At 73.8% G+C, this 26,797-nt stretch carries 25 protein-coding genes; 11 read left to right on the plus strand and 14 right to left on the minus strand.

What is annotated here, in order from left to right; all coding sequences use genetic code 11:
* Window positions 1-43 precede the first annotated feature (43 nt).
* The 8 genes from benB to M446_RS06305 all read left to right on the plus strand — a co-directional run bounded on the left by benB (window position 44) and on the right by M446_RS06305 (window position 7,271).
* On the plus strand, window positions 44-535 hold the full coding sequence (benB, locus tag M446_RS06270) for a benzoate 1,2-dioxygenase small subunit (protein ID WP_012331258.1): 492 nt from the start codon (window positions 44-46) through the stop codon (window positions 533-535).
* Window positions 536-548: 13 nt separating this feature from the next.
* Window positions 549-1,562, plus strand: a complete 1,014-nt coding sequence (gene benC, locus M446_RS06275) for a benzoate 1,2-dioxygenase electron transfer component BenC (protein ID WP_012331259.1) — start codon at window positions 549-551, stop codon at window positions 1,560-1,562.
* A complete protein-coding gene (locus M446_RS06280) occupies window positions 1,559-2,356 on the plus strand; it encodes a 1,6-dihydroxycyclohexa-2,4-diene-1-carboxylate dehydrogenase (protein WP_012331260.1) in 798 nt (265 codons plus the stop codon). The genes benC and M446_RS06280 overlap by 4 nt, the downstream gene beginning before the upstream one ends.
* A gap of 44 nt (window positions 2,357-2,400) precedes the next feature.
* Window positions 2,401-3,342 (plus strand): catechol 1,2-dioxygenase, encoded by a 942-nt coding sequence (gene catA, locus M446_RS06285; RefSeq protein WP_012331261.1) that lies wholly within the window; start codon window positions 2,401-2,403, stop codon window positions 3,340-3,342.
* Window positions 3,343-3,501: 159 nt separating this feature from the next.
* Entirely contained in the window at window positions 3,502-4,671 is a 1,170-nt protein-coding gene (locus M446_RS06290; protein WP_012331262.1) for a muconate/chloromuconate family cycloisomerase, read from the plus strand.
* A 4-nt stretch (window positions 4,672-4,675) separates the two neighbouring features.
* Window positions 4,676-4,954, plus strand: coding sequence for a muconolactone Delta-isomerase (catC, locus tag M446_RS06295; protein WP_012331263.1), 279 nt, complete (start codon window positions 4,676-4,678; stop codon window positions 4,952-4,954).
* A gap of 74 nt (window positions 4,955-5,028) precedes the next feature.
* Window positions 5,029-6,384 (plus strand): MFS transporter, encoded by a 1,356-nt coding sequence (locus tag M446_RS06300; RefSeq protein WP_012331264.1) that lies wholly within the window; start codon window positions 5,029-5,031, stop codon window positions 6,382-6,384.
* A gap of 47 nt (window positions 6,385-6,431) precedes the next feature.
* Window positions 6,432-7,271: a 3-keto-5-aminohexanoate cleavage protein gene (locus M446_RS06305; RefSeq protein ID WP_012331265.1), complete on the plus strand. Its 840-nt coding sequence runs from the start codon at window positions 6,432-6,434 to the stop codon at window positions 7,269-7,271.
* Between the two features lie 233 nt (window positions 7,272-7,504).
* Here M446_RS06305 and M446_RS06310 read toward each other — a convergent pair whose 3' ends face one another.
* The 6 genes from M446_RS06310 to M446_RS06335 form a co-directional block, all read right to left on the minus strand.
* Window positions 7,505-8,239 (minus strand): DUF4286 family protein, encoded by a 735-nt coding sequence (locus M446_RS06310; RefSeq protein ID WP_012331266.1) that lies wholly within the window; start codon window positions 8,237-8,239, stop codon window positions 7,505-7,507.
* 13 nt (window positions 8,240-8,252) lie between these two features.
* Complete coding sequence (locus M446_RS06315; protein WP_012331267.1) at window positions 8,253-8,936, minus strand: GntR family transcriptional regulator; 684 nt, start codon at window positions 8,934-8,936, stop codon at window positions 8,253-8,255.
* Between the two features lie 92 nt (window positions 8,937-9,028).
* Window positions 9,029-10,369: an FAD-dependent oxidoreductase gene (locus M446_RS06320; RefSeq protein WP_012331268.1), complete on the minus strand. Its 1,341-nt coding sequence runs from the start codon at window positions 10,367-10,369 to the stop codon at window positions 9,029-9,031.
* Between the two features lie 99 nt (window positions 10,370-10,468).
* Entirely contained in the window at window positions 10,469-11,671 is a 1,203-nt protein-coding gene (locus M446_RS06325; protein WP_012331269.1) for an ABC transporter substrate-binding protein, read from the minus strand.
* An 82-nt stretch (window positions 11,672-11,753) separates the two neighbouring features.
* Window positions 11,754-13,322, minus strand: coding sequence for an acyl CoA:acetate/3-ketoacid CoA transferase (locus M446_RS06330; protein WP_018262280.1), 1,569 nt, complete (start codon window positions 13,320-13,322; stop codon window positions 11,754-11,756).
* An 8-nt stretch (window positions 13,323-13,330) separates the two neighbouring features.
* On the minus strand, window positions 13,331-14,083 hold the full coding sequence (locus M446_RS06335) for an enoyl-CoA hydratase/isomerase family protein (RefSeq protein WP_012331271.1): 753 nt from the start codon (window positions 14,081-14,083) through the stop codon (window positions 13,331-13,333).
* Between the two features lie 93 nt (window positions 14,084-14,176).
* Between M446_RS06335 and M446_RS06340 the strand changes: the two genes are divergently transcribed.
* Window positions 14,177-15,415, plus strand: a complete 1,239-nt coding sequence (locus M446_RS06340) for an ABC transporter substrate-binding protein (RefSeq protein ID WP_012331272.1) — start codon at window positions 14,177-14,179, stop codon at window positions 15,413-15,415.
* Window positions 15,416-15,601: 186 nt separating this feature from the next.
* Here M446_RS06340 and M446_RS06345 read toward each other — a convergent pair whose 3' ends face one another.
* The 4 genes from M446_RS06345 to M446_RS06360 all read right to left on the minus strand — a co-directional run bounded on the left by M446_RS06345 (window position 15,602) and on the right by M446_RS06360 (window position 19,999).
* On the minus strand, window positions 15,602-16,606 hold the full coding sequence (locus M446_RS06345) for a TRAP transporter substrate-binding protein (RefSeq protein WP_265576547.1): 1,005 nt from the start codon (window positions 16,604-16,606) through the stop codon (window positions 15,602-15,604).
* 69 nt (window positions 16,607-16,675) lie between these two features.
* Window positions 16,676-17,443: a LamB/YcsF family protein gene (locus tag M446_RS06350; RefSeq protein WP_012331274.1), complete on the minus strand. Its 768-nt coding sequence runs from the start codon at window positions 17,441-17,443 to the stop codon at window positions 16,676-16,678.
* Between the two features lie 63 nt (window positions 17,444-17,506).
* A complete protein-coding gene (locus M446_RS06355) occupies window positions 17,507-18,760 on the minus strand; it encodes a Zn-dependent hydrolase (protein ID WP_012331275.1) in 1,254 nt (417 codons plus the stop codon).
* A gap of 138 nt (window positions 18,761-18,898) precedes the next feature.
* On the minus strand, window positions 18,899-19,999 hold the full coding sequence (locus tag M446_RS06360) for a pyridoxal-phosphate dependent enzyme (RefSeq protein ID WP_050777549.1): 1,101 nt from the start codon (window positions 19,997-19,999) through the stop codon (window positions 18,899-18,901).
* Between the two features lie 84 nt (window positions 20,000-20,083).
* On the opposite strand from M446_RS06360, the gene M446_RS06365 reads away from it, so the two are divergent.
* Entirely contained in the window at window positions 20,084-20,566 is a 483-nt protein-coding gene (locus tag M446_RS06365; RefSeq protein WP_012331277.1) for an Lrp/AsnC family transcriptional regulator, read from the plus strand.
* A 21-nt stretch (window positions 20,567-20,587) separates the two neighbouring features.
* Here the strand turns inward: M446_RS06365 and M446_RS06370 are convergent, their stop codons facing one another.
* The 4 genes from M446_RS06370 to M446_RS06385 all read right to left on the minus strand — a co-directional run bounded on the left by M446_RS06370 (window position 20,588) and on the right by M446_RS06385 (window position 25,238).
* Complete coding sequence (locus M446_RS06370) at window positions 20,588-21,478, minus strand: LysR family transcriptional regulator (protein ID WP_012331278.1); 891 nt, start codon at window positions 21,476-21,478, stop codon at window positions 20,588-20,590.
* Window positions 21,479-21,687: 209 nt separating this feature from the next.
* Window positions 21,688-23,748 (minus strand): pyridoxamine 5'-phosphate oxidase family protein, encoded by a 2,061-nt coding sequence (locus M446_RS06375; protein WP_012331279.1) that lies wholly within the window; start codon window positions 23,746-23,748, stop codon window positions 21,688-21,690.
* A gap of 58 nt (window positions 23,749-23,806) precedes the next feature.
* Complete coding sequence (locus tag M446_RS06380) at window positions 23,807-24,424, minus strand: glutathione S-transferase family protein (protein ID WP_012331280.1); 618 nt, start codon at window positions 24,422-24,424, stop codon at window positions 23,807-23,809.
* A 160-nt stretch (window positions 24,425-24,584) separates the two neighbouring features.
* The gene (locus tag M446_RS06385) at window positions 24,585-25,238 is read right to left on the minus strand and encodes a TetR/AcrR family transcriptional regulator (protein ID WP_012331281.1); all 654 of its coding nucleotides are present in this window, start codon (window positions 25,236-25,238) and stop codon (window positions 24,585-24,587) included.
* 88 nt (window positions 25,239-25,326) lie between these two features.
* Between M446_RS06385 and M446_RS06390 the strand changes: the two genes are divergently transcribed.
* Window positions 25,327-26,613: an efflux RND transporter periplasmic adaptor subunit gene (locus tag M446_RS06390; RefSeq protein ID WP_085984458.1), complete on the plus strand. Its 1,287-nt coding sequence runs from the start codon at window positions 25,327-25,329 to the stop codon at window positions 26,611-26,613.
* Window positions 26,614-26,797 lie beyond the last annotated feature (184 nt).

A 26,797-nucleotide genomic window follows, 5' to 3' on the forward strand; every position in this document is an offset into this window, starting at 1 on the left:
CTCCCGGGCGCCGAACGCCCCGTCACGCCCGCAGGAGACCCCGATGACCCTGACCCTGGAAGAGGTGCAGCAGTTCCTCTACCGCGAGGCCCGCTACCTCGACGACCGCGACTTCGACGCCTGGCTCGCGCTCTACGCCCCCGACGTCGAGTTCTGGATGCCGTCCTGGGACGACGACGACCAGCTCGTCACCGACCCGCAGCGCGAGGTCTCGCTGATCTACTACGACAGCCGCGGCGGCCTGGAGGACCGGGTCTTCCGCATCCGCACCGAGCGCTCCAGCGCCACCAGCCTGCCGGAGCCGCGCACCTCGCACCACATCTCGAACGTCGAGATCCTCGCGCAGGACGAGCTCTCCTGCCGGCTGCGCTTCAACTGGCTCACCTTCAACTACCGCTACAAGACCGTCGACACCCATTTCGGCACGTCGTTCTACACGCTCGACAATAGCGGCGGCACCCCGCTGATCAAGAAGAAGAAGGTCGTTCTGAAGAACGACTACATCCACCACGTCATCGACGTCTATCATATCTGAGGAGGGCGCCGTCATGTACACTGTCGCGCTCAACTTCGAGGACGGGGTCACCCGGTTCGTCGGCTGCCGGCCGGGCGAGACGGTGGCCGACGCCTCCTACCGGATCGGCATCAACATCCCGCTCGACTGCCGGGACGGCGCCTGCGGCACCTGCCGGGTGCACTGCGAGTCCGGCCGCTTCGATCCGGGCAGCTACATCGAGGACGCGCTGTCCGACGAGGAGGCCGCCCAAGGCTACGGCCTCGCCTGCCAGATGCGCCCGCGGACCGACCTCGTGCTCGCGGTCGCGGCCTCCTCGCACCTCTGCAAGACCGGCGGCGCCGCGCACAAGGGCACGATCGGGGCGGTGCGGCGGCTGTCCGACACCACCTTCGGGCTCACGGTCGAGACGCCCGAGCCGATCGGCTTCCTGCCGGGGCAGTACGTCAACATCGCGCTGCCGGGCAGCGGCCAGCAGCGCTCCTACTCGTTCAGTTCGGCCCCGGGCGGCACGCGGGCGGAGTTCCTGATCCGCAACATCCCGGGCGGGCTGATGAGCACCTACCTGGCGGAGGCTGCCAAGCCCGGCGCGAGCCTCGACCTGACCGGCCCCGCGGGCAGCTTCTACCTGCGCGAGATCCGCCGGCCGGTGCTGATGCTCGCCGGCGGCACCGGGCTCGCACCCTTCCTGTCCATGCTGGGCAGGATCGCCGAGGGCGGCAGCCCGCACCCGGTCCACCTCGTCTATGGGGTGACGCACGACGCCGACCTCGTGGAGGTCGAGGCGCTGGAGAAGGCCGCCGCCGCCATCCCGGGCTTCAGCTTCGCCACCTGCGTCGCCTCCCCCGACAGCGCGCATCCGAGGAAGGGCTACGTCACCGAGCACCTCGCGCCCGAGCACCTCAACGGGGGCGACGTCGACACCTACCTGTGCGGCCCGCCCGCCATGGTCGACGCGGTGCGCCGCAGCCTGTCCGAGCGGGGCGTGACGCCCGCGAGCTTCCACTACGAGAAGTTCGCGGCGAGCGGAGCGGGAGGCGCGGCATGAGCCGGGACATCCACACGCCCGGGCGCTTCGCGGGCAAGGCCGCGGTGGTCACGGGCGCCGCGCAGGGCATCGGCCGCGAGGTGGCGCTGCGGCTCGCCCGCGAGGGCGCCGCCCTCCTCCTCACCGACCGCTCGGAGATCGTCGAGGAGACCGCCGCGGAGTGCCGCGACCTCGGCGCGACGGCGGCGGTCCGTCTCGCCGACGTCGAGGCCTCCGAGCCCTGCGAGGCCGTGATGGCGGCGGCGGTCGAGGCGTTCGGGCAGCTCGACGTGCTCGTCAACAATGTGGGCGGCTCGATCTGGTTCAAGCCCTTCGCCCATTACGCGGCCCACGAGGTCGAGGCCGAGATCCGGCGCTCGCTCTTCCCGACCCTGTGGTGCTGCCGGGCGGCGCTGCCGCACCTGCTCGCCGCCGGGGGCGGCAGCATCGTCAACGTCTCGTCGGTCGCGACGCGGGGCGTGAACCGCGTGCCCTACGCGGCCGCCAAGGGCGGGGTGAACGCGCTCACCGCCTGCCTCGCCTGGGAATACGCCGCCCACGGCATCCGGGTGAACGCGGTCGCGCCCGGCGGCACCGAGGCGCCGCCCCGGCGCATCCCGCGCAATCCCGCGCCGCCGGGCGAGCAGGAGCGCGCCTGGATCGCCGAGGTGGTGGCCCAGACCAAGGCGTCGAGCCTGATGGGCCGCTACGGCACCGCGGCCGAGCAGGCCGCCGCCATCCTGTTCCTCGCCTCCGACGAGGCCTCCTACGTCACCGGCGTCACCCTGCCGGTGGCGGGGGGCGACCTCGGCTGAACCGACCCCCCGAGAAGACCAACCCTCAAGAGAGGAGACGCCCCATGTCCACGATCACCGAGTCCACGATCACCGATTCCCCCGAGGCGCAAGCCCTGTTCGACAAGGTCGCGGGCCTCGACACCGCCGCCGGCAACCCGCGCCTCAAGCGGATCGTGCGCCGCGTCGTCGCGGATGCGTGCCGGATCATCGAGGACCTCGACGTCACCCCGAGCGAGTTCTGGACCGCGATGAGCTACCTGACCGAGACCGGCCGGAAGAACGAGTTCGGGCTGCTCATGCCCGGCCTCGGCATCGAGCACTTCATCGACCTGTGCGTCGACGCCAAGGAGCGCGCGGCCGGGATCGCGGGCGGCACGCCGCGCACCATCGAGGGACCGCTCTACGTCGCGGGCGCGCCGCTCGCCAAGGGCGAGGCGCGGCTCGACGACGACCCGGAGGACGGCGAGGTGCTGATCGTCGAGGGCCGGGTCACGGGCCGGGACGGCGCGCCCCTGCCGGGGGCGGTGGTGGATGTCTGGCACGCCAACACGCTCGGCAACTACTCGGTCTTCGACACGAGCCAGAGCCCCTGGAACCTGCGCCGCCGCATCGAGACGGACGGGAACGGTTGCTACCGCTTCCGCAGCATCCTGCCGAAGGGCTACGGCTGCCCGCCGCAGGGCCAGACCCAGAAGCTCCTCGACCAGCTCGGCCGGCACGGCCGGCGCCCGGCCCACATCCACTTCTTCGTCTCGGGGCCCGGGCACCGGCAGCTCACGACGCAGATCAACCTCGCGGACGACCCCTACGTCCACGACGACTTCGCCTTCGGCACGCGCGACGGGCTGGTGGTCGAGGTCGCGCCGGTCACCGATCCGGCGGCGCTCGCCGCTTCGGGGATGACCGCCCCCTTCTCGCGGATCCGCTTCGATTTCGCGCTCAACCCCGAGGTCGCGCACGCGCCCGACCCGGTCGTGGCGCGCCCCCGCGCCGAGGCCGCCTGACGCCTCCCGGGCCTCTCCCGCCCGAGAGGCCCGACCCCCCTCCCGTGCGAACCGGCGGGCACCAAGCCCCGCCGGCACCAAGTCCCGCCGGCACCAAGTCCCGCCGGCACCAAGTCCCGCCGGCACCAAGTCCCGCGCCCTGCTTCCGAAGGCTCCGTCATGCTCGCGAAGACCCAGATCCACGACGCCGCGAGTCCGGCGCCCGCCCGCGACCTCGCGGTCGCGGAGATCCGCTCCACCGTCGTGGACGTCCCCACCGTGCGCAAGCACAAGCTTTCCCAGACCTCCGTCACGGCGCAGAGCTACGTCGTCGTGCAGCTGCGGCTCGCCAACGGCGTCGAGGGCATCGGCGAGGCGGCGACGCTCGGCGGGCCGCGCTGGAGCGAGGAGAGCGTCGAGGGCATCAAGGCCACCATCGATCGCTACCTCGCCCCGTCCCTGCTCGGGCATCCGGCCGACCGCTTCGTGGCGGCGGGCGAGCGCCTCGACGCGGCGGCCAAGCGCAACAACGCCGCCAAGGCGGCGATCGAGACCGCCCTGTTCGACGCGGTCGGCCGGACGCTGGGCCTGCCGGTCGCGGCGCTGCTCGGCGGCGCGGTCCGGGCGAGCCTGCCGGTGCTGTGGACGCTCGCCTCCGGCGACCCCGACCAGGAGATCGCGGAGGCCGAAGCCAAGCTCGACGCGCGCCTGCACCGCACCTTCAAGGTCAAGATCGGCGCCCAGGCGCCGGAGGCCGACCTCGCGCGGCTGGCGCGGCTGGCCCGGGCGCTCGCCGGCCGCGCCACGCTCATCGTCGACGCCAACCAGGCCTGGGACGAGACCACCGCCCGGCGCGTCCTGCCGCGGCTCGCCGATCTCGGCATCGCCCTCGTGGAGCAGCCGCTGCCGGCCTGGAACGTCGCCGGGATGGGCCGGCTGCGGGCGCGCGACGATGTCCCGCCGCTCCTCGCGGACGAGTGCGTCTTCACCTCCCACGACATGCTGGCGGTGGCGCAGGCCGCCGCCGCCGACGCGGTCTCGCTGAAGCTCGTGAAGCACGGCGGGCTCGTGGGCCTGCGCAAGGTCGCGGCGGTGGCGGAGGCCGCCGGGATCGCGCTCTACGGCGGCTGCCTGCTGGAGAGCTCGATCGGCGCCGCCGCCCATCTCCAGGCCTTCGCGGGCCTGCGCGACCTGGCCTGGGGCTGCGAGCATTTCGGCCCGCAGATCCTCACCGACGACCTCGTCACCGAACCCCTGCGCTTCCACGATTTCGCGGTGCATCTGCCGGACGGCCCCGGCCTCGGCGTCGCCCTCGATCCCGACAAGCTGCGCCACTACGCCCGGAGCTGATCCCATGCTGTACTGCGTCGAGATGGACGTCGCGATCCCGCACGGCCTCGATCCCGCCCTCGTCGCCGCGCTGAAGTCCGACGAGAAGGCCCGCGCCCAGGACCTGCAGCGGCAGGGGAAGTGGGTTCACCTGTGGCGCGTGGCCGGACGCTACGCGAACGTCAGCATCTTCGACGTCGCGAGCCACGACGAGCTGCACGACATCCTGTCCGGCCTGCCGCTCTTCCCGTTCATGACCATGCGGGTGACGCCGCTCGCGCGCCATCCCTCGGCGATCGCCTGAGCCCGTCGCACCCCCGGGCCCCCGATCGGGCCGGCGCGCGACCGAGACCGCCTCCTCCAGAAGGGACAACGATCATGTCCGCGACACGCAGCATCGACGTCCAGGACGTCATCAACCGCCACGGCGTTTCCGGCTTCCAGGTCCGGATCGTGCTCCTGTGCTTCCTCGTCGTCGCCATCGACGGCTTCGACACCGCCGCGATCGGCTACATCGCCCCGGCCTTGCGCGCGCAGTGGCAGCTCGGCCAGGCGCAGCTCGCGCCGCTGTTCGGGGCCGGGCTGTTCGGCCTGATGGTCGGCGCCTTCCTGTTCGGCCCGCTCGCCGACCGGATCGGCCGCAAGGCGATGCTGGTCGCCACCACGGCGTTCTTCGGGCTCGCCAGCCTCGCCTCGGCCTGGTCGACCTCGATCGAGATGCTGACGGTGCTGCGCTTCGTCACCGGGCTCGGGCTCGGGGGCGCGATGCCGAACGCGATCACGCTCACCTCCGAGTATTGCCCGGAGCAGCGCCGCTCGTTCCTGACCATGGCGATGTTCTGCGGCTTCACGGTCGGCTCGGCGCTGGGCGGCTTCGCGGCCGCGCACCTGATCGCCGATCACGGCTGGACCTCAGTCCTGGTGCTCGGCGGAATCCTGCCGCTCGCCCTGACCCCGCTGCTGGCACTCGGCCTGCCCGAATCGGTGCGCTTCCTCGTCCTCAGGCAGGCTCCGGCGGACCGGGTGGCCGCGCTGCTGCGGCGCATCGCGCCGGGCGAGGACCTGTCCGGCGCCCGCTTCACGGGCATCGCGGCCGCGAAGGGTTCGCCGATCGGCCAGTTGTTCCAGCCCGGCCTCGTCGCCGGCACGCTCTGCCTGTGGCTGACCTTCTTCATGAGCCTGCTGATCTTCTACCTCCTGTCGAGCTGGCTGCCGACGATCATCAGCAGCGCGGGCCTCTCGCTCAAGGAGGCGTCCCTGATCACCGTGATGCTGGCGACCGGCGGCACGGTCGGCGGCCTCGTGCTCGGGGCGCTGATGGACCGGGCCAACCCGCACGCGGTGCTCGGCCTGTCCTATCTCTGCGCGGCGGGGTTCGTGGCCCTGATCGGCAGCGCCACCGGCTCGGTCGCGCTGCTCGCCGTCGCGGTGTTCGGCGCGGGCTTCTGCGTCGCGGGCTCGCAGATCGGCATCAACGCGCTCGCGGCGAGCTACTACCCGACCGCGAGCCGGGCGACGGGCGTGTCCTGGGCGAACGCGGTCGGCCGGGTCGGCTCGGTCGCGGGCTCGATGATCGGCGCCTCGCTCCTCGGCCTCGGGCTCGGCCTGCCGGCCACCTTCGGCCTCGTGGCGGTGCCGGCCCTGATCGCGGCGCTGAGCATCGGGCTCAAGGGCCGGCTCGTCCGCCCTCTCCTGCCCCTCGCGGCCGCCGCGCCGGCGGTGCAGCGGTCCTGACGGCCGCCGCCCCGTCGTCGCGCATCCCTCGCAAAGGACTTGGACCCATGAGTCTCCCACCCGTCGTGATCGCGGTCGCGATCACCGGCTCGGTGCCGCGCAAGGCGGACAACCCCGCCGTCCCGACCCGCGTCTCCGAGCAGATCGAGTCCACCCACGAGGCCTACGAGGCCGGCGCCAGCCTCGTGCACATCCACGTGCGCAACGACGACGAGAGCCCCTCCTCCGACCCGGACCGGTTCGCCGCCGTCCAGGAGGGCGTGCGCAAGCACTGCCCGGGCATGATCGTGCAGTTCTCCACCGGCGGGCGCGGCCGCGACCCGGCCGCGCGCGGCCTCTCGCTGGTCCACCGCCCCGACATGGCCTCGCTCTCCACCGGCTCGGTCAACTTCCCGAGCATCGTGTACGAGAACCCCGCCGCGCTCGTCACCGAGCTCGCCGGGCAGATGCGCCGCCACGGCATCCGGCCCGAGATCGAGATCTTCGACCTCTCGCACCTGCACGGGGCAAGGCGGCTGATCGAGGCGGGGCTGATGGACGAGGCGCCCCACGTGCAGTTCGTGCTGGGGGTGAAGAACGCGATGCCGGCCGACGAGCACCTGCTCGACATCCTGCTTTCCGAGACGCGGCGGATCCTGCCCCAGGCGACCTGGACGGCGGCGGGGATCGGGCGCGAGCAGGCGCGGGTGATGGACTGGGCGCTGGCGCGGGGGGCGGAGGCGGTGCGCACGGGGCTTGAGGACAACATCCGGGTGACCAAGGACCGGCTGGCGGCGAGCAACGCCGAGCTGGTCTGGCTGGCGGCCGAGGCCGTGCGCCGGCACGGGCGCCGGGTGGCGACCCCGGCCGAGGCCCGCGCCATCCTGCACCTGCGCCCGGCGGCGTAGGCGGGCCCGCCCGCCGACGGGGGCGCGGCCGACGCGGTCCCGCCTCGCGCGGAGGCCTGCCGCCCGGGCCCGGTTCTGCCGGAAGGCCGCCTGATCCGACATCCGACCGATTGCTTCGCCATCTCGGATTTCGGCCTGCGGATGTCGGCTTCGCTCAGGCGCCGCGCTCAGGCGCCGCGCAGGCGCGTGATCCGGGATCCGCGTCGATCACGCGGGTCCCGGATCAGTCCCCGTCACGCCAGCTGATCGGGCACGAGCCCGCCGAGGAACCGGAACATCCCGAGCGACATCGCCGCGTCCGCGCCCTGCGCCGTCGCGGGGCCGAGCGCCCGCAGGCACGCGTCGAGCGCGGCGGCCGGATCGATCCAGGCGCCCTCGACGAGCCAGAGCCAGCGCCCGGTCCCGGTTCGCACCTCCCGGTAGGAGGCGACGCCGAGGCCCGCCCGCGTCGCGGCCTCGTCGCTCTCGCACAGGTGCACCGCGAGCACGCCGGACAGCGCCATCATGCGGGGGCTCGCCCGCGTCGCGAGCCACGCGCGCAGGCGCTCCGCCTCCCGGGGCAGCGGGCCGAGTTCCGCCACGAACAGGCCGCCCCCGGTCCCGCGGGCGACCGTGTGGGTCACCGCGCAGCCCATCCGGCCCATGCCGCGAAACAGCGGCAGGGCGGCGAGCGTGCGCGGCGTCGGGGTCTCGAGGGCCCGCAGATAGGCCGGGGAGCGCAGGGTGCCGGCGGCCTCGACCTCGTAGAGCGTGAAGTAGCGCCAGCCCGCCAGCCGCGGGTCGCGCAGGGCCTCGACGTAGCGGCGCGCCCGCAGGAAACCCGGGATGGCGACGCGCTCGGGCAGGTGCTCGTGCGTGTACCAGTCGTTGAACTCGTCCTCGCGCGCGGGATCGATGCCGCCCCACAGGGCCAGCGCGGCCTCCCCCAGGAGCCCGGGCGGGAGGGGTGGGGCGGGGTCGCTCGGCATCGGCGGCGTCCTGCTATTCGAGGATGATCTTGCGCGTGAACGCGACCGCGTAATCCGTCATCGCGTCGCAGCGCGCGGAGGCGGCCGCCTCGTCGCCGCGGCCGATCGCTTCGGCGAGATCGGCGTGGACCCGCGCCACCTCCATCAGGTCCCCGAACCGGTCGTGATGGACGTAGAAGAAGCGGCGCGAGAGCGCGTGCAGCGGCGACAGCGCGCGCGCCGCGTAGGGGTTGCGGGCGCATTCGCAGGTGAAGCGCTTGAGTGCGAAATGAACCCGCAGGTAGAGGAGCGGGTCGCGCTTCGCGCCGGCCTCGCGGAGTTCGACCGCGCTGCCCAGGTGCGCCTCCCGCTCGGCCCGGGTGGAACGCCGGGCGGCCCAGACCGAGACCAGCCGCTCGAGCTCGCGACGGGCGTCGAGCACCAGGAGCTGCTCGGAGACCTGCACCTCGGTGATCTTGATGCCGTGCCGCCGCAGCAGCACCACCAGGTGGTCGGCCGCCAGCCGCTGCAGCGCCTCGCGCACCGGGGTGCGCCCGATGCCCGTGCGCTCGCTCAGGGCCGCCTCCGACCACAGGCTGCCCGGCGGGAGCGCCGCCGTGACGATCAGCTCCTCCAGGGCGGCATAGGCCTGATCGCCGAGGCGCAGCGCGGCATTGCCGGCGGGGGATTCGGCGGGCGCGTCGCGGGAGAGCGGCAAGGGACCTCGGGGCGGCAGGGAGGCGGGTCCTCCCTGGTAGGCCGAATCCGCCCCGGGCGACAATCGTCGCGCGGCCGGGTGGCGCGCGGCGCTCAATCCAGCCGCGCCCCGTCGCGGTTCAGCCGCGCGCGCAGGTCCGCCCCCGCGATGGCGCGGGGCGCGACCCGGTCGAGCGCGGCGATGGCGGCCGCGTGCCCGATCGCGTGGCCGTAGCTGAAGCACTGGGCGGTCACCCGGGCGGAGGCGACCGCCTCGTGCTCCGCCGACAGGCAGCGGCCGGCGAACAGCAGCCCCTCGCCGCGCTCCGGCACGAAGCAGCCGTAGGGCACCTCGTAGACGTCGTCGATGAGCCACTCGACCCGCGGCTTGGCCCCGGAATGCAGCTCGATCGGCCAGGGCGAGCGGGCGATCCCGTCGGCGAACTTGGTGCCCGCCACCACGTCGGCGTTGCGCAGGAGCGCGACGCCCCTGGCCTGCCTGGTCTGGCGCACGCCCACCTGCACGCCGGTGTCGTTCACGAAGCTCGCCTCGCACCCCGCGAGGTGGTCGCGGAAGAAGCGGGCGTATTCCCGCACCTGGCGCCGCCCCTCGATCTCGGCCTCGGTGAAGTCGCGCGCGAACAGCGTGTTCAGTTCGCGCCCGTCCGCCCCGATCACGCGGGTGCAGTTGCAGAGGAGTTCGCCCGGGCGCGTGGTCGTGAACAGCCAGATCTTCGCGCGCGGGAGCGTGTAGCCGTTCCCGGCCGCCTTCTCGCGGATGAGGGCCGAGACCTCCTCGCCCATGATCGTGTCGGTCCCGTAGCGGCTCACGAAGCGGGCGGTGTCGACGCCCATCAGCCGGAAGATCATGGTCGGATTCTGCACGCGCCCGTCCTGCCCGACGAACGAGGGCAGCCCGGCCATCGCCACGACGTCGGCGTCGCCGCTCGCGTCGACCGTGACCTTGGCGCGGATGCGGGCCCTGCCCTCCTTGGTGAAGGCGACGACGCCCTCGACGCGCTCGGCCCCCTCCACCAGGGCGCCGGTGACGACGGCGTGGTAGATGATCCGCACGCCGGCCTCCGCCAGCAGCGCGTCGGCCGCCTCGCGCCAGACCAGCGGGTCGTGCACGCGGGTGTAGGTCTTGCCGTAGCGCACCGGCTCGGCGAGCCCGCCGCGCGCCTCCAGGGCCGCCACGAACTCGTCGAGGAAGCCGTGGACCACCTGGCGCGGCGGCGCGGCGCGGTCCTCCGTCGCCGCGTACATGCCGCAGATGGTCCCCGAGAGACCCGCGACGGCCCCTCCGCCGCAGAACCCGTAGCGCTCCAGGAGCGTGACCCGGGCGCCCTGCCGGGCCGCGGTGACCGCCGCGGCGACCCCCGCCGCCCCGCCGCCGACCACGAGCACGTCGGTCTCCAGGGAGAACCCGGTGCGATCGTCGATCCCCTCACTCACGTCCCACTCCCGGTTCGTCCGTCGAAGCCCGCGACCCCGCGCGGGCCGGTCCCGCATCCCGATCCGGGATGCCGCGCATCGTTTCCTCGGCCGCCCGGATCAGTTCACGAGCGAGCAGCCGCCCGCCTCGAGGGGCCGGAACGCCTCGGCGGCCGGCACCTTGCGCAGGAGCTTGTAGTAATCGTAAGGCCCGCCGCTCTCCGCCGGAGCCTTGACCTCGAACAGGTAGAGGTCGTGCGTGGCCCGGCCGTCGCTGCGCACCGCGCCGTGCCCGAAGAGCGGGTCGTCGGTCTCCAGGCGCTTCATCTCCTGCACCACCGCCCGGCCGTCGTCGCGCCCCGCGGCGGCCCGGGCCTTCAGGTAATGCGTGACGGCCCCGTACACGCCGGCATGGACCATGTTCGGGTAGACGCCCCCGCTGCGGGCCGCGAAGCGCTTGGCGAAGGCGCGCGTGCCCTCGTTCAGGTCCCAGTAGAAGGCCTCGGTCAGCACCAGCCCCTGCGCGGCCTTCAGCCCGAGGGAGTGGATGTCGCTCAGGGTGATCAGCATGCTGGCGAGCTTCTGCCCGCCCTGGACCAGGCCGAACTCCGCCGCCTGCTTGACGCCGTTGATCGTGTCGGCGCCGGCATTGCCGAAGGCCACCACCTTGGCCCCCGAGGCCTGCGCCTGGACCAGGAACGACGAGAAGTCGCCGGTCCCGACCGGGTGGCGGACCTTGCCGAGGATGCGGCCGCCCGCGGCCGTCAGCGCCTCGCTCGCGTCGCGCTCCAGCGCGTAGCCGAACGAGTAATCGACCGTGATGAAGTACCAGGTGTCGAAGCCCGCCTTGGTCAGGGCGCCCCCGGTGGAATTGGCCAGCGCCCAGGTGTCGTAGGTCCAGTGCACCGTGTTGGGCGAGCAGTTCTTGCCCGTGAGGTCCGAGGTCCCGGCGCCCGAGACCAGCAGCACCCGGTTCTTCTCGCGGGCCACCTCCGCGACGGCGAGGGCCACCGACGAGGTCGGCACGTCCGCGATGGCGTCGACGCCCTCCTGGTCGAACCAGCGCCGGGCCAGCGCCGAGCCGATATCGGCCTTGTTCTGGTGGTCGGCCGAGACCACCTCGATCGGGAGGTCGCCGACCCGGCCGCCGAAATCCTCGGCGGCCATCTGGGCCGCCAGCGCCGAGCCGCGCCCGCCGAAATCCGCGTAGATCCCGCTCATGTCGGTGAGCACGCCGATCCGCACGGCCTTCTCGCCCGCCCGGGCGCCCCCGGCCGAGAGGGCGACCGCCAGCAGGGCCGCCCCGACCATCCGCACCGTCATGGTTTCCCTCCCTCGTTGGTCCCGTTCGGTCTCGCCGGGGCGGTCGGGAGCGCCGCGCCGCCCGCGGGGCCGGGGCGCCGGCTCACGCGGCGAACAGCCCCGCATCCATGAAGGGCAGCGGATCGGCGATCCGGTGCGGCGCGAACTCCATCTGGTCGAGGATGTCGCGCCGCACGTCGATCCCGCGCGCGACCTCGACCAGCGCGAGACCCTCGGGCTCGACCCGGAACACCGCGCGCTCGGTGATGACGAGGGCCGATTGGCCGCGCTCCGCGACGCCCCGGCGGACCGGATAGGTCACCTGCTCGGCGCGGGCGACGAGCTTGCGCACCGTGCCCTCGCGCCGGATCGACAGCCCGCCCTCCCCGATGGCGCAGTCGAGCCCGCCCGTCGTGAAGGTGCCGGTGAAGAGGAGGTCCCGGGCATTCTGGGCGATGTCGATGAAGCCCCCGGCGCCCGGGTTACTGGAGCCGAACCAGCTGACGTTGACGTTGCCGCCGGCGTCGAATTGCGCGAAGGCCAGCGCCGCGAACGGGCAATTGCCGCCGTCGATGAAGTCGAATTGCTGCAGGCCGTCGAGCAGGGCCTCGGGGCCCATATTGGCCGAGAACTGCCAGCCGCTCATCACGACGCCCCCGAAGGGACCGTGCTCGGTGGTGAACTGGTAATCGTCGATGCGGCCGTGGTCGAACAGCCCGGCCTCCGCCATGACGAGGGGGGCGTCCGAGGAGGCGCCGAAGCCGAAGATGCTGGTCCGGCCTGGCCTGACCTCGGCGGCGGCGCGCCGGGCGATGACCTTGTCCGGCCCGAGGGCGAGCCGCGGCAGGTCCGACGGGGCCGCGCGCCGGCCGCCGAGATAGACCGGGTCGAACAGCGTGTCGGTGCCCGACATCTGGTCGGGCTCGACGACGTAGTGGTCGACGAGCGTGCCGGGCACGCGCACGTGGTGGGCCGGGCGCGAGTGCCGCTCCACCTCGCGCCGCACCTGCGCCACCACGATGCCGCCGGACGCCTTCACGGCGAGGGCGAGGGCCGTGTTGGACGACATCAGGGCCTCGTCCTCGTAGGAGAGGTTGCCGAAGGCGTCCGCCGAGGAGGCGCGGATGAAGCCGACGTTCAGCGGGAAGGTCGGGTAGAACAGGTACTCCTTGCCCCTGAACTCGATCAGCTCGATCAGGTCCTCGGTCGCGCAGGGCGTGAATTTGCCGCCCTGCTGGCGCGGATCGGCGTAGGTGCCGAGGCCGATCTCGGTCATGTAGCCGGGGCTGCGGCGCGCGACCTCGCGCAGCCAGTGCATGCTGGCGCCGATCGGCCAGCTATAGGCCTCGACGCGGTTCTCGCGGATGAGCCGCATCAGTTCGGGCCGGGTCCGCTTCACCGGGTGCAGCGGGTTCACGTAGGAGCCGGAGATGATCCGCCTCATCAACCCCTCGATCGCGACGTGGTCCATGCCGCGGATGTCGATCGAGTCCCCGGTCCCGCACGGGAAGTAGAAGGTGAGGTCGCGCGGGTCGCCCTCCTCCTGGAAGCGCGCGCCGAGCGCCTTCAGCAGGGCATCGGGCGTGATCCAGCCGATCACGCCGACGCTCGCGACCGTGTCCCCCGAGCGGACGAGGCCGGCGGCCTCGGCGGCGGTGATGCGCTTGCTCATGCCGTGACTCATGCCGTGACTCCGAAGCGCCGCAGCGTCCCTTGCGCGACGGGGTGGCCGCAATCGGCCGCGAACAGGCGGTTCGCCCAGGCATCCGCGGCCTCCGCCGTGCCGGCGATCGCGGGGGCGTAGAAGTGCTTGGTGGAGGCGACGGCCGGCGGCGGCAGCGCCGCCAGGGCCTCGGCCTCGCGCAGCGCCGCCTCCAGGACGCTCGCGCCGGGGGCGACGAGCGCGTCGGCGAGGCCGAGGCGGTGGGCCTCGCGCCCGTCGAACGGCGCCGCGCCCCAGGTCAGGCGGCGGGCCGCCACGGGCCCGACGCGGGCGACCACGGCCTGCAGGCCCCAGGGCGGGATCCAGCCGATGGAGACCTCCGGCAGGTGCCAGCGCGCCTCGCTCGCCGTGACGACGACGTCGCAGGAGATCGCCAGCACGAAGCCGCCGCCGAGCGCGAATCCGTCGACGGCCGCGATCACGGGCGTGCCCAGGAAGGCGATCGAGCGGGCGAGCGCCGCGGTCCGGGCCTCGTGCGCGCACATCCCGGCGAGGTCGGTCTCGGCGAGTTCCTTGAGGTCGCTCCCCGCGCAGAAGCCCGGCGCCGCGCCGGTCAGCACGATGGCGCGGGTGTCGGCCTCCCGGTCCAGCCGCGCGAATTCCCGCGTCAGGTCCTCCACCAGCTGGACGCCGATCGCGTTCCGGCGGCGCGGGCGGTCGATCGTCAGGATCGCCACGCTGCCTTTTCTCTCGACGATGAGGTCCGACACGCCTTGCCTCCATTGGATATCGGTACCATGGTACAAATGTGCACGCCGCGTCAACGGGCGGGCGACAACGAGACGACCAGGGAGGATGGAGGAATGGGCATCAGGAGATTGCTGCGCGCGCTCGGCGCGTGCGCGGCCGCCGTCGCGGCCGGCCCGGCGCTCGCGCAGCCGGGGCCCTTGCCGGAGCCCTTGGCGGTTCGGATCGGGGTGCTGACGGATCTCTCGAGTCTCTACGCGGACACCAACGGCAGTGGCGCCGTGACGGCGGCCCGCATGGCGGTCGAGGATTACGAGGCGGCGGGCGGCACGGTGAGGGCCGAGGTCGTGTCCGCCGACCACCAGAACAAGGCCGATATCGGCTCGACGATCACGCGGGAATGGTTCGACCGGGGCGGCGTGGACGTCGTCGTGGACGTGCCGAACTCGGCCGTGGCCCTCAGCGTGACGGAGCTGGCGCGTCAGAAGAACAAGGTCTTCATGAATTCGGGTGCGTCCTCGTCCGATTTCACGGGCAAGAACTGCACCCCCAACAGCATTCACTGGACCTACGACACCTACGCGCTCGCGACCGGCACCAGCCGGGCCGTGGTGGCCTCGGGCGGGGATTCCTGGTACCTGCTGACGGCGGATTACGCGTTCGGCCACACGATGGAGGCCGACATCCGCAAGATCCTCTCGGCCTCGGGCGCCACGGTGGTGGGCAGCGCCCGCACGCCCCTCAACACCCCCGACTTCTCGTCCTTCCTGCTGCAGGCGCAGGCCTCGAAGGCCAAGGTGGTCGGGCTGGTCAACGCGGGCGGCGACACGATCAACGCGATCAAGCAGGCGTCCGAGTTCGGCATCGTGCAGGGCGGGCAGAAGATCGCCGCCATGGTGCTCTACATCACGGACGTGCACTCCCTCGGCCTCGGCGTCGCCCAGGGGCTGCAGTTCACGGCCGCCTATTACTGGGATCTCAACGACGGCACCCGGGCCTTCGCCAAGCGGTTCTCCGCGCGCATGGGCGGGCGCATGCCGACGCAGCTCCAGGCCGGCGCCTACTCGGCGACGCTGCACTACCTCAAGGCCGTCGAGAAGGCCGGGACGAAGACCGACGGCAAGCGGGTCGTCGAGGTCGCCAAGAGCCTGCCGACCGATGATCCGGCCTTCGGCAAGGGGACGATCCGGGCCGACGGGCGCAAGATGCACAACATGTACCTGTTCGAGACGAAGACGCCGTCCGAATCGAAGGGGCCCTGGGATTATTACAAGCTGATCAGGACCATCCCGGCCGAGGAGGCGTTCCGGCCGATGGGAGAGGGCGACTGCCCGATCGTCACCGGCTCGCGCTGAGGGCCCGCGGCGCGCGGCGACCGCGACGGCGGCCGCCTCGCGCCCTCATGAGGGCCCCGATCTCCTCGAAGACGAGATCGGCGCCCCGAACGGGCGGCGCAGCGTCGTGGTCCAGACCCGTCGTGGTCGAAAGCCCCTGAAGTCCGGCGGAGGGATCGTGCCGAACCTCGACGGATCGTCACGCGCTCACCGGGGCCCCGCGCCGTCCAGGATCGCGACCGCCTCCTCCGGCACCTTCCGCGCCCAGGCGCGGATCGGCCCCGCGGCGCCCGCGCGGAGCGAGGCGAGGAGCGCCGGAGGGGCCGGCTCGGCGATCGCCACGCCGTTCGCGCGCATCCGGGCGTAATTGTCGGCCGTGCGGGTCGCGAGCAGCGCGAACTGGCTCTGCTCGGTCTCCGCGGCCGCCGCCAGCACCGCCTCGCGCTGCGCAGGCGGCAGCGCCTCGACCGCGTCGGTCCGCACGACGGCCAGCGAGATCGGGATCGCGTAGTTGATCGCCGTGAAGTAGCGCAGGTCGTCCCACAATCTGCGTCCGGCGCCGCCGTCCCCGGAGGTGAGGATCCCGTCCAGGTCGCGGCTCCTCACCTTCGCGACGGCCTCGCTGAAGGGCATGAACTCCGCCTTCGCGCCGGCGGCCCGCATCACCTCGGCCGAGGTGGGGTCGTAGGCGCGGATCGCCATCGCGCGGAGGTCGTCCGGGCCGGCCAGGGGCCGCGCCGTCCAGAGGCCGGTCGGCGGCCAGATCGTCATGTAGAGGAGCGTGAGGCCCCGCGCCGCGAGGGCCCGCGCGTAGAGCGGTCGCGCGCGCGCGTTCAGGTCCCTGGCGGCCTCGACGGACTGGACGACGAAGGGCAGGGAGGCCAGCCCGAAGATCGGATCGGTGGCCTCGAGCGGCCCGGCGAAGGCGTCGCCGCCCGAGATCCGGCCGTCCTGTGCCGCGCGGATCATCTCGCCCGAACTGATCTTCAGCGCGTTGTCGAGGGCGTTCGCCACCTCGACGGCGCCCTGCGTCCGCTCGGACACCCGCCGCGCGAAGGTCGTCAGCCCGACGCCCGAGACGGTGCTGGCCGGGTACTCGGTCGCCATCACCCACCGGACCTGCGCCGCGGCCGGGCCGGCGACGAGCGCGGGCAGGAGCCCGAGGAGCGTCCCGATCAGCCGCCGCCGCGTCCAACCCGCTCGCTGGGGCAAGCCCCGCCGCCCTCGCCTCATGGTGAGCCCCCTCCCGCCCGCACGCTCGCCGCTGCGGGGGCGCCATGGTTATCCCAGCAGGGCCGGGAGCGGAACGACCGCGATCCCGGCGGCATCGAGGGCCGCGCGCACGGCCCGCATCACCGGGACGGCGGTCGGCTCGTCGCCGTGGACGCAGAACGTGTCGATCCTCGCGGGAATCTTCCGCCCGGACTGGGAGATGATCGCCTTCTCGGCGATGAAGCGGAGCACCTGGTCGGCCGCCTGCCGCGGATCGTGGATCACCGCGTCGGGCCTCTCGCGCGATCTCATCTGACCGTCATCGTCGTAGACGCGGTCCACGTAGGATTCGGACGCCACCCGGAGGCCGAGGCGCTCCGCGGCCTTCGCCATCTCCGAGCCGACATTGGCGACGTAGATCAGGTCGCGGTCCGCCGTCCGGATGCCGCGCCCGATCGCCATGGCGTAATCCTCGTCGACGTGCGCCATGTTGTTCAGCGCCCCGTGGGGCTTGACGTGGGTGACCGTCGCGCCCTGGCCGCGCGCCAGGGCCTGCAGGGCGCCAATCTGGTAGGTGACGAGGTATTCGAGGTCGAGCGGGCGCATCCGGATCTGCCGGCGGCCGAAGCCCCAGACGTCGTTGAAGCCCGGATGGGCTCCGATCGAGACGCCGTTCGCGAGCGCGGCGCGGATCGTGTCGACCATGATGCCCGGGTCGCCCGCGTGCATGCCGCAGGCGACGTTGGCGGAGCCGATCAGCGGCATCAGCGCCTCGTCGTGGCCGATCTTGAACCGTCCGTAGCTCTCGCCGATGTCGGCGTTGATGTTGATCCTCATGGGGGCCTCCACGGCGGCGATCGCGGATGATGCGCGGGTGATCCAGGCGGCGCGCCCGCCTCGTCACTCGGCGGGTTCCTCCGGCGGGCCCGACAGGCGCCGGACCACGTCGAGCAGCACGGTCGCGCCCGCCACGAGCTCCGCCTCCGACGTGTGCTCGTGCGGGCTGTGGCTGATGCCGCCGGCGCTGGGCACGAAGATCATCGCCGCCGGGCAGAGGCGCGCCATCATCTGGGCGTCGTGCCCGGCGCCCGAGATCATGCGCCGCACCGACAGGCCGCGCCGCGTCGCGGCGGCCTCGATCGCCCGGACCAGGCCCGGGTCGAAGGCCACCGGGTCGAAGCGGGCGAGGCGCCGGACCGTCACGGCGACGTCCTCCGCGCGCGCCACCTGATCGAGCCGCTCGGCCAGGTCGGCCTCGAGCGCCGCCAGCCGGCCCGCATCCGGGTCGCGCAGGTCGACGGTGAACACGGCGCGGGCCGGGATGACGTTGATCGCCTCCGGCTCCAGGCGCAGGCGGCCGACCGTGGCGACGCTGCGCCCGTTCCCGGCCCTGGCGCGCGCGCGCAGCCACGTCACGACCCGCGCGGCGGCCACGCCCGCATCCCGGCGCAGCGCCATCGGCGTCGTTCCGGCATGGTTGGCCGCGCCCTCGATCGTGACCTCCTGCCAGGAAATGCCCTGCACCGCCGCCACGGCGCCGATCGCGGTGCCCTCGCGCTCCAGCACCGGCCCCTGCTCGACATGCAGCTCGACATAGGCGCGCGGCCGCAGGAAGCCCGGCGCGTGCGGCCCCGCGTAGCCGATGCGCGACAATTCCTCGCCCAGCACCGTCCCGTCCACGCCGACCGTCGCCAGCGCCGCCTCCGCCGCGAGGCCGCCCGCGTAGACGAGCGAGCCCAGCATGTCGGGCGCGTAGCGCACCCCTTCCTCGTTGGTGAAGGCGGCGACGGCGAGCGGATGCGCCGGCCGGCCGCCCGCCTCCCGCAGCGCCTCGACCACCGCGAGGCCCGCGAGAACGCCGACGCAGCCGTCATAGGCGCCCGCATCGACGACGGTGTCGATGTGCGACCCGATCATCACCGGGTCGCCCTGCGCGCCTTCGGGCCGCCAGAGCCCGAGCAGGTTGCCGATCCGGTCCACCCTCACCTCCAGGCCCGCCTCGCGCATCCAGCCCGCGACGGCGTCGCGCCCGGCCCTGTCCGCGTCCGAGGCGGCCAGCCGGGTCAGCCGGCCCTGGGCGTCGCGGCCGACCCCCGCGAGCGCCCGCAGGCGGTCGAGGAAGCGCGCGGCGTCGATGGTGGGGGGTGAAGTCATGGGACGGGTCCGGATGTCCGACGGCGTCGGGCGCGCCTAGAGCAGCACCCGATCACGTTGCAATCGGGTGCTGCTGTAGGTCTCTGATCTTGCCGCATTTTCTGCGACGAACCGGCATCCACTTCGTCGGAAAATGCTCTAGTCCTCGAGCGCGCCCTCGGTGACCAGGATCAGGAGCCGGCTCGCGCGGTCGAGGCCGAGATCGGCTCGCCTCCCCGGCTGCCGGAGGGCGGCGACGGCGCCCGCGAGGCCCGCGGCGCCCGACGGGGTCGTCGCGGGGCCGCCCTGCGCGGCGAGGAGCTGCGGGGCCGCCGCCAGGTCCGGCTCGGACACGGTCACGACGCGCACGCCGCGGCGCCGAAGCACGGCGAGGGCCGGGGCGCTCGCCTCGCCGCAGGACAGCATCTCGGCCCGCGTGTGCAGGTCGCCCGGCACGCGCACCGGCCGGTTCGCCGCCAGCGCCGCCGGGAGGCAGGACGCCGTCTCGGGCTCGACCGCCACCACCGATCCGGGCGGGGCCAGCCAGCCGGCGAGCCCCTCGGCCATCGCGGCGGCGAGGCCGCCGACGCCGGCCTGGACGAAGAGGTGCGTCGGCCGGGCCTCGCCCGCATCCTCGACCTGCCGCCGGATCTCCGCGGCCATGACGCCGTAGCCGGCCATGACGTCGCCGACGACGGGGTCGCGGGGATCGTCCGTGGTGTCGGCCACCAGGATGCCGAGGCCCTCCCGCGCCGCGGCCGCCGCGGCATCGACCGCGTCGTCGTAGGTGCCCGCGACCCTGACGATCTCGGCTCCCCATGCGGCGATGCGCCGGGCGCGGGGCGCGGGCACGCCCGCGTGCAGGTAGATGCGGGCGGCGGCCCCGGCGAGGCGCGCCGCGGCCGCGACCGCGAGGCCGTGATTGCCGTCGCTGGCGCAGAGGAGGGTCGGCTGGCCGGCCGGCCGCGCCGCGACGAGGCCGGAGAGGTCGGTCCCGGCGGCCCGGGCCAGGGCCCTGAGGCCCGCATAGGTGCCCCCGAGGGACTTGAAGCTGCCGAGCATGCGGCGCCCCTCGTCCTTGGCGAGCACCTGCGCGACGCCGAGATGCGAGGCCAAACCGGGAAGCGGCCGGAGCGGCGTGGGCGCGTAGGCCGGATCGAGGCCGCGCAGGTCCGCGGCGATCGCATCGATCGCGGCAATCATGTCGATCGCGGCGGGGTCGGCGATCGCGGCGGTGGGCGAGAGGGCGGGGTCGGTCATGCCCATAATGATGCCGGTCCGCGGCGGCGGAAGGCGCCGAAATCATGCTAAGGCTCGCCTGTTTCCGCCGCGAATCCGCCGCCCATGCCGGAAAACGTCGATCTCGACGCCTTCGATCGCGCTCTGCTGGCCGAGGTCCAGCGCGACAACCAAGTGCCGGCCCGCCTCCTGGCCGAGCGCGTCGGCCTGTCCGAGAGCGCGGTGCTGCGCCGGCTGCGGCGCCTGCGCGCCGAGGGGATCATCGTCGCCGACGTGGCCCTGGTGCACCCGGCCGTGCTCGGCGCGCCGCTCACCATCCACGTCCTGGTGTCGCTGGAGCGCGAATCTCCCGATCTCCTCGACGCCTTCGTGCGCCGGCTGCGCGCCCGGCCCGAGGTGAGGGCGGCGTGGTACGTCACGGGCGAGGTCGACTTCGTCGTGCACCTGCAGCTCTCGGGCATGGAGGCCTACGAGGCCTTCGCCCGCGAGGTCTTCCACGCCGATCCGAACGTGCGGGCGTTCCGCACCATCATCGCCATGCGGCAGGTCGCCGGCACGCCGCTGGCGGCCGGCCGCTCGGCCCCGTGATCGCGCGGCCGCGCGGGCCGCTCAGGTCGGCAGAGGAATCGCGCGCAGCCGCGCCACGGCGAAATCGACGAAGGTCCTGACCTTGGCCGGCGCGCGCCGTCCCCCGGGGTGCAGCACGTGGATCGGCAGCGGCGGCTCCTCGTAATCGGCGAGCACGATCCGCAGGCGCCCGTCGCGCAGGGCGGGACCGACCTGGTAGTGCAGCGCCCGCGTCAGCCCCCAGCCCGAGAGGGCCGCGGAGATCGGCGCCTCGTTGCTGTTGCTCTGAAGGGCGGAGTGGACGGTCACGCGCTCGTCGCGCCCGAACCGCCATTCCGGCGAGGCCCAGGCGCCGGTCGAGACCGCGATGCGGTGATCCTTCAGGTCGGCGGGCGTCGCCGGAACACCGTGCCGCTCGAAATAGGCGGGCGACCCGCAGACGACGCGGCGCATCGCCCCGACCCGGATGGCCGTGAAGCCGGAATCCGGCAGGTGGCCGATGCGGATCGCGACGTCGACGCCCTCCTCGACGATGTTCACCAGGCGGTCGACGAAGAGCGTCCGCGCGGCCATGGTCGGGTAGGCGTCGAGGTAGTCGGTGACGATGGGCAGCACGTGCATCTGCCCGAACAGGACCGAGGCCGTGACCGTGAGCGTCCCGGACGGCGTCGCGTAGGAGCCGGCGGCGGCGGCCTCGGCCTCGGCGAGGTCGGCCAGGATGCGGCGGCAATCCTCGACGTAGCGCCCGCCCGCCTCCGTCAGCTTCACGGAGCGCGTGGTGCGCACGAAGAGGCGGGCGCCGATGACCTCTTCGAGTCCCGCCACCGCGCGCGTCACGGCCGGCGGGCTCATGTGCAGGTGGCGCGCGGCCTCCGCGAAGCTCGCCGTCTCGGCGACTTTCACGACGATGCGCATGGCCTGCCAGCGATCCATCGCCCTCGCTCCCGCCTGCCGGACGCTCCCGCCGGGCGCGCGCCGCCCGCGTCCCCGCCCGCGCCGCGGGATCGCGCCGGGATGGTAGGATACGCGGGAGGACGGCGTCACCTCACCCGCCGGGGGCGGTCCGGCTCCGGCGGTCCGCCCCGGCGATCGTCGGCGGATCGGGGGAGGGAGGGCGGAAGGGCCGCGCGGGGCGCGCCTCGTCAGAGCGCGAGCCGGATCCGCTCCGCGCCCTCGGCCGGCACCGCCGAGCAGATCAGCACCTCGTCGCGCGCGACGGGCGCGCCCGGCTCCCGCAGGTAGGTCACCGCTCCGGCCAGGAGCTTGGTCCGGCAGGTGCCGCAGCTCCCCTGCCGGCAGCCGAAGGCGGGACTGAGACCTCGGGCCTCCGCCAGGTCGAGCAGGCTGCCCGAATCCGGGGTCCAGCGCGCCTCCTTGGCGGACTCGGCGAAGATCACCGGAACGGGCGCGGCCGAGGCGGGCGGGCGCGGCGGAGCGGCGGGCGCGGCCGGTGCCGTCCGGACCAGCGAGGAGGGACCGAACGCCTCCGCGTGGATCCGCGCGTCGGCGACGCGGGCGGCGCGCAACCCGTCGTAGAGCGCCTGGACGAAGCCCGGCGGCCCGCAGAGGAAGAAATCGGCGTCGCCGAAGGCGAGGAAGCGCCGCAGGAGGGCGATGTCGATCCGGCCCGCGGCCTCGTAGTCGACGCCCTCCCGGGCCCCGTCGGGGTCGCCGAGCACGCGCACGATCCGCACGGCGCCCCGCGCCGCCTCGGCGAGGTCGGCCAGCTCCCGGTCGAAGGGGCGGTCGGCCTTCGTGCGGGCGGCGTGGACGAGCGTGGTCGGGCGGGTGCTCCGGGTGCGCAGCCCCTCGTAGACGACGTGCCGCAGCATCGCCAGGAGCGGCGTGATCCCGATGCCGCCGGCGAGCATGACCGCCGGCCGCGGCGCGCGGGCGTCGATGGTGAAGCCGCCGCGCGGCGCGCCCGCCTCGATGGCGTCGCCGACCCGGATCGCGTCGTGCAGGTGGCGCGACACCGCGCCGTCCCGCTTGACGCTGATGCGGTAGACCGCGTCCGAGGGCGCGACCGACAGCGTGTAGGTCCGCAGGCTCGCCCGGTCCGACCCGGGCAGCGTCACGCGGATCGGCAGGTGCTGCCCCGCGCGATGCGGGATGAGCCCGGCCCCGTCGTCCGGAACCAAGTGGAACGAGCGGATCGCGCGGCTCTCCTCGACGATCCTCGTCACCCTGAACGGGCGCCAGCGGGCCGCGCGCTCGGCCGCGCGGAGGCGGTCGGCGGCCTCGCGCCAGTCGCCGGTCATCAGGGAGTTGGGCGACCAGCCCTGCGGCCGGAAGGACCAGCGCAGCGGGAGAGCCTCCCGCCTGCGCACGACCCGGCGGGGCCGGAAGGTCCACAGGCGCTCGGCGCCCTGAAAGGCCGCGATCTCGGGCGAGTCCAGGATCACCTCGGCCTCGCCGGTCATCTGCAGCAGGTCGCCCGTCTCGAAATCGGCGAAGACCAGCCCCGCCCTGCCGTTGAGGAGGATGTTGCCGAGCGTGGCGAAGAACAGGTTGCCGGCGAAGTCAGGCACCGTGAGCGTGCCGTCCGCGGCGACGCGGAGGAAGCCGGCCTTGCCGCCGCGATGCGAGACGTCGACCTGGCGGCCCGCCTCGCGCTCCGCGTAGGATGCCACGAAGAACGTGTCCGCCGCCGCGATCAGGCGGCGCGCCGGCGCGTCGAGCGCGGCGCTCTCCTCGACGATGCCGGGGGACGGCGCGCGCGGGTCGCGCACGAAGGCGGCGTCGCGCAGCTGGATGTACTGGGGGCAGTTGCCGAAGCTCTGGTCGACCGCGACGCTTAGGCCGCCCGCCGAGGCGCGCAGGACGCCGTTCGCGCGGTTGCGGCGGCGGGTGTGGAGCTCGATGCCGAGCAGGCCGACCGGCTCGCCCTCCCGCATCCCCGCGCTCGCCGGATCGGCGGCATCGCCCCCCGCATCGATGGTGAGGAGGCGGGGCGTGGGCGAGGCGATGAAGCCGGGCCGTCCGGCCAGGAGCGTGGCCCATGCCTCCCCCCGCCCGTCGACGCTGCCCAGGACCACGAAGGGGATCTGGGCGAAGAAGGCGCGGTGCTGGTCGGGCATGGCGTCCCGCACCACGCGCCGGCCCACCTCCTCCATGTGCGCGGCGACGCCGACCCGCTCCTGGATCGCCTTCTCGCCGGGGTGCCAGGTCGGCACCCGCGTCACGGCTCGAACCCCAGCCATGGCCTCGTCCTCCGATCCGGTTCCGCCGGGCGCCCTCGGGCGCGCCCGCACCCGCGGGTCACGCCGCCGCGGAGGTGCCGACGGGCGTCTCGGCGAAGGGGACGAAGCCCGGCAGGGCCTCGACCCGGCGCAGGAAGGCCGCGACGGCGGGGTAGCCGGACAGGTCGACATTCCCCTCGGGGGCGCGGGCCACGTAGCTGTAGAGCGCGACGTCCGCGATGGTCGGGCCCGCGCCGACGAGCCAGTCGCGGCCGGCCAGATGGGTGTCGAGCCGGCGCAGGAGCGTGTGGGCCCGGCCGATCACCTCCTCGGGATCGCGCTTCGCCCCGAAGACCGTGATGAGCCGCGCCGCCGCGGGGCCGTAGGCCAGCTCGCCCGCCGCCACCGACAGCCAGCGCTGGACGGCGGCCTCGCCGCGCGGGTCCGCGGGCAGCCAGTCGGTCCGGCCGAGCTTGCGTGCGACGTAGACCAGGATCGCGTTGGAATCGGCCACGACCACGCCGTCATCCACCAGCACCGGCACCTGCCCGAACGGGTTGAGCGCCAGGAATTCCGGGGTCTTGTGGGCGCCGGCCCTCAGGTCGACCTCGATCAACTCGTGCGGCGCGCCCACGAGCGAGAGGAAAAGGCGCGCCCGGTGCGCGTGGCCCGACAGGGGATGGTGGTAGAGCTTCATGATCGTCCTCGCCGCGGCGGCCGGGCCGTCCCCGGGCCGCCCGCGGAGGATGGCGAGGTCCCCGCGCGGCGAGAATGAGCGCTCTCGACAGTTCATCGTTCCGGATGCCGGAACAATCCGCGCGGCCGGTGCGGCGCGCCGGTCCGCGCGGGCGCGACGGTCAGCGGCGGGGCGTCGGTTGCTCCGCGGCGTCGCTCGCCGGGCCGCCCGCCCGCGCGGCGAGCGTATCCCGCGCGAAGGCCCCGAGCGAGACGCGCGCGACCTGCCGCAGCGCCTCGCGGTCGGCGCCCGACGACGCCAGGACGCCCATGCCCGAGGCCACCGTCGAGAGGAAGCGCGCCAGCGCCGCCGGGTCGGCCTCCCGCGGCAGGTCGCCGTCCTGCCTCGCCCGCACGAACCGCTCGCGAAGCTCCGCCTCGGTCTGGGCGCGCCGCGACGCCAGTTCGAACGGGATGTTCTCCGACCCGGCCCCGCAGGCGAGCCCGCCCTGGACCAGCAGGCAGCCGGGGGGATTGGCCGGGTCCGTGTGGCTCTCGGCGATGCTGCCCAGGAAGCGCTCGGCCACGTCGCGCGCCGTCGGGGCGGCCAGGACGTACCGCATGTGCTCGGAGCGTCTCTGCGCGTAGCGGTCGAGGGCGGCCTTCAGCAGGCCCTCCTTGCTGCCGAAGGCCGCGTAGAGGCTCGGCGGCTTGATGCCCATCGCCCTGGTCAGCATGGCGAGGCTCGCGCCGTCGTAGCCGTGGCGCCAGAACACCTCCATCGCCTCGTCCAGGGCCTTGTCCGTGTCGAAGGACCGGGGCCGCCCCATCGCCATCGTCCGCCATCTCCGCGTTTTGTAACGAGTGGTAAATAAGTCGCTTGACGCCCGGCGTCCACGCCGACATGTGTAGCGAACCATACAGATATCGGAGTCGGTCGTGACCCCTCAGCGTGACGCCTCCCCTTCCGCTTCCCCTGCCCGCCCCTCCCGCTCTCGTCTCCGCCCCGGCCTCGCGGCCGGCCTCCTGCTCGCGCTGCTGGCGGGCGCATCCTACCACGTCGCGTCGCCGGCGCTGCTGCGCGGGAGCCGGGCCGTCGCGGCGACGCCGCCCGCCGAGCAGGCCGCGCCGGCCGCCGTCGCCGCCGTCGAACCGCGCGAGGTCCGCCTCTGGGACGAGTTCTCGGGGCGCCTGGAGGCCGTCGACCGCATCGACGTGAGGGCGCGGGTCGGCGGCGCGGTCCAGGCCACCCACTTCGTCGAGGGCGAGATGGTCAAGGCCGGGGACCTCCTGGTGACGATCGACCCCGCGCCCTACGCGGCCGAGGTGCAGCGCCTGGAGGCCCAAGCGGCCGGCGCCGAGGCGCGCCTCGCCCTGACGGCGAGCGACTTCGCGCGTGGGCAGCGCCTGTCGGACCAGCGCATCGTCACGGCGCGCGACCTCGACGTCCGGGCCAACGCGTTCAAGGAGGCGAAGGCGAGCCTGGAGGCCGCGAGGGCGGCGCTTCAGGCGGCGCGCCTCAATCTCGACTACACGGAGGTCCGGGCGGCCGTGGCCGGCCGCGTCGGGCGCCGCGAGATCACGCCCGGCAACCTCGTGGCGACCGGGGCGGGCGCCACCGTGCTGACGACCCTCGTCTCGGTCGATCCGATCGACGCGAGCTTCGACGCGGACGAGGCCACCGTCCTGCGGGCGCTGGCCTCGATCGCCGAGCCGTCGAGCGGGCGCGGCCAGCTCGCGCGCGTTCCGGTCGAGATGGTCACGGCCGATGGCGGCCGCGCCAGGGGCCACCTCCAGTTCATCGACAACAGGGTCGACGCGCGCAGCGGGACGATCCGCGTCCGCGCGCGCTTCGCCAACCGGGACGGCCGCCTGATGCCCGGGCAGTTCGCGCGCATCCGGCTCGGGCAGGCCGTGCCCGAGACGCTCCTGCTCGTGGACGAGCGGGCGGTCGGCACCGACCAGGACAAGAAGTTCGTCCTGGTGGTGGGCGCGGATGGCCGGGCCGCTCTCCGGGCGATCACCCTCGGCCGGGCCGTCGACGGCCTGCGGGTCGTGACCTCCGGCCTCGCCGCCGGCGAGCGCATCGTGGTCAACGGGCTGCAGCGCATCCGGCCCGGCACGCTCGTCAGCGCCACTCCGGTGACCATGGGCGCGCGGTCGCCCTCGCAGGACGGACCGTCCGCTCCGGGCAAGCTCGCGCAGCGCTGAGCAGGTTCGCGCAGCGCTGAGCAGGTTCGCGCAGCGCTGAGCAGGTTCGCGCAGCGCTGAGCAGGTTCGCGCAGCGCTGAGCAGGTTCGCGCAGCGCTGAGCAGGCGCGCGCGGCGCAGGCGCCTCCCCGGTCCCCGCCCGGCCCAATCCCCGACAAGGCCCTCACGGCGGCCGTCCGCGGCCG

This window comes from Methylobacterium sp. 4-46 (genome assembly GCF_000019365.1).
Lineage (GTDB): Bacteria > Pseudomonadota > Alphaproteobacteria > Rhizobiales > Beijerinckiaceae > Methylobacterium.

What these genes read in the sequence shown, in the direction of transcription:
- benB (WP_012331258.1), top strand. Translation starts at nt 44, where the DNA reads ATGACCCTGACCCTGGAAGAGGTGCAGCAGTTCCTCTACCGCGAGGCC.
- benC (WP_012331259.1), top strand. Translation starts at nt 549, where the DNA reads ATGTACACTGTCGCGCTCAACTTCGAGGACGGGGTCACCCGGTTCGTC.
- M446_RS06280 (WP_012331260.1), top strand. Translation starts at nt 1,559, where the DNA reads ATGAGCCGGGACATCCACACGCCCGGGCGCTTCGCGGGCAAGGCCGCG.
- catA (WP_012331261.1), top strand. Translation starts at nt 2,401, where the DNA reads ATGTCCACGATCACCGAGTCCACGATCACCGATTCCCCCGAGGCGCAA.
- M446_RS06290 (WP_012331262.1), top strand. Translation starts at nt 3,502, where the DNA reads ATGCTCGCGAAGACCCAGATCCACGACGCCGCGAGTCCGGCGCCCGCC.
- catC (WP_012331263.1), top strand. Translation starts at nt 4,676, where the DNA reads ATGCTGTACTGCGTCGAGATGGACGTCGCGATCCCGCACGGCCTCGAT.
- M446_RS06300 (WP_012331264.1), top strand. Translation starts at nt 5,029, where the DNA reads ATGTCCGCGACACGCAGCATCGACGTCCAGGACGTCATCAACCGCCAC.
- M446_RS06305 (WP_012331265.1), top strand. Translation starts at nt 6,432, where the DNA reads ATGAGTCTCCCACCCGTCGTGATCGCGGTCGCGATCACCGGCTCGGTG.
- M446_RS06310 (WP_012331266.1), bottom strand. Translation starts at nt 8,239, where the DNA reads ATGCCGAGCGACCCCGCCCCACCCCTCCCGCCCGGGCTCCTGGGGGAG.
- M446_RS06325 (WP_012331269.1), bottom strand. Translation starts at nt 11,671, where the DNA reads ATGACGGTGCGGATGGTCGGGGCGGCCCTGCTGGCGGTCGCCCTCTCG.
- M446_RS06330 (WP_018262280.1), bottom strand. Translation starts at nt 13,322, where the DNA reads ATGAGCAAGCGCATCACCGCCGCCGAGGCCGCCGGCCTCGTCCGCTCG.
- M446_RS06340 (WP_012331272.1), top strand. Translation starts at nt 14,177, where the DNA reads ATGGGCATCAGGAGATTGCTGCGCGCGCTCGGCGCGTGCGCGGCCGCC.
- M446_RS06350 (WP_012331274.1), bottom strand. Translation starts at nt 17,443, where the DNA reads ATGAGGATCAACATCAACGCCGACATCGGCGAGAGCTACGGACGGTTC.
- M446_RS06355 (WP_012331275.1), bottom strand. Translation starts at nt 18,760, where the DNA reads ATGACTTCACCCCCCACCATCGACGCCGCGCGCTTCCTCGACCGCCTG.
- M446_RS06360 (WP_050777549.1), bottom strand. Translation starts at nt 19,999, where the DNA reads ATGACCGACCCCGCCCTCTCGCCCACCGCCGCGATCGCCGACCCCGCC.
- M446_RS06365 (WP_012331277.1), top strand. Translation starts at nt 20,084, where the DNA reads ATGCCGGAAAACGTCGATCTCGACGCCTTCGATCGCGCTCTGCTGGCC.
- M446_RS06370 (WP_012331278.1), bottom strand. Translation starts at nt 21,478, where the DNA reads ATGGATCGCTGGCAGGCCATGCGCATCGTCGTGAAAGTCGCCGAGACG.
- M446_RS06375 (WP_012331279.1), bottom strand. Translation starts at nt 23,748, where the DNA reads ATGGCTGGGGTTCGAGCCGTGACGCGGGTGCCGACCTGGCACCCCGGC.
- M446_RS06380 (WP_012331280.1), bottom strand. Translation starts at nt 24,424, where the DNA reads ATGAAGCTCTACCACCATCCCCTGTCGGGCCACGCGCACCGGGCGCGC.
- M446_RS06385 (WP_012331281.1), bottom strand. Translation starts at nt 25,238, where the DNA reads ATGGCGATGGGGCGGCCCCGGTCCTTCGACACGGACAAGGCCCTGGAC.